The following is a 1,097-nucleotide window of genomic DNA, read 5'->3' as shown; positions in this document are numbered from 1 at the left end:
AGCGTCTGTCGGACGCGCGCCGCAACGGTCACCGGGTGCTGGCGGTGGTGCGGGGTTCGGCGGTGAACCAGGACGGCGCGTCCAACGGGCTCGCGGCGCCGAACGGGCCGTCGCAGGAGCGGGTGATCCGGCAGGCGCTGGCGAATGCCGGACTGTCGACGTCGGACGTGGACGCGGCGGAGGCCCACGGCACCGGGACCACCCTCGGCGACCCCATCGAGGCCCAGGCACTCCTGGCGACCTACGGTCAGGGGCGGGACGAGCCGTTGTGGCTGGGCTCGGTGAAGTCCAACATCGGGCACACCCAGGCCGCGGCCGGTGTGGCCGGTGTGATCAAGATGGTCATGGCGATGCGGCACGGGCAGTTGCCGCGGACCCTCCACGTGGACGCGCCGACCTCGCACGTCGACTGGTCGGCGGGCCGGGTCTCGCTGCTGACCGAGGCCCGGCCGTGGCCGGAGACGGGGCGTCCCCGCCGGGCCGGCGTGTCGGCGTTCGGCATCAGCGGCACCAACGCGCACGTGGTGATCGAGGCCGCCGATGAAGAGCCGGTCCGGGTTTCGGCGGGGTCCGCGGGCGGGGCGGTGCCGTGGATGTTGTCGGGGAAGTCGGAGGTGGCGCTGCGGGACCAGGCGCGCCGGCTGGGGGCGTTCCTGGCCGAGCATCCGGGAGTCGGCGCGGTTGCGGTGGGTCGGGCGTTGGCCGGGCGGTCGCGTTTCGAGCACCGTGCGGTGCTGAGCGGTGCGGAGGCTGTGGACGCTCTGGCTGCGGGTGGCACGGTGCCGGGTCTGGTCACTGGGATTGCCCGGCCGTTGGGTCGGTCGGTGTTCGTGTTCCCGGGGCAGGGTGCGCAGTGGGTCGGTATGGGTGGGGAGTTGTACGGCTCGGAGCCGGTGTTCCGGGATGCGATCGATGCGTGTGATGCGGCGCTTGCGCCGTACACCGATTGGTCGTTGGTGGAGGTGCTGACCGGCGGCGGTTCGCTGGACCGGGTCGACGTGGTGCAGCCCGCCCTTTTTGCCGTCATGGTGGCGCTGGCCGCACTGTGGCGCGCGCACGGTGTGGAGCCCGACGCGGTCGTCGGGCATTCGCAGGGT

The 1,097-nt window shown here is 72.9% G+C and carries 1 protein-coding gene; it reads left to right on the top strand.

Annotation, left to right across the window (positions count from 1 at the left end; all coding sequences use genetic code 11):
* Positions 1–1,097, top strand: a 1,097-nt coding sequence (locus IEZ12_RS36265) for an acyltransferase domain-containing protein (protein ID WP_189278534.1), incomplete at both ends; no start/stop codon positions are given.

The organism is Kitasatospora griseola (assembly GCF_014648555.1).
Classification (GTDB): Bacteria; Actinomycetota; Actinomycetes; order Streptomycetales; family Streptomycetaceae; genus Kitasatospora; species Kitasatospora griseola.
This window is presented reverse-complemented; position numbering and strand designations above follow the sequence as displayed.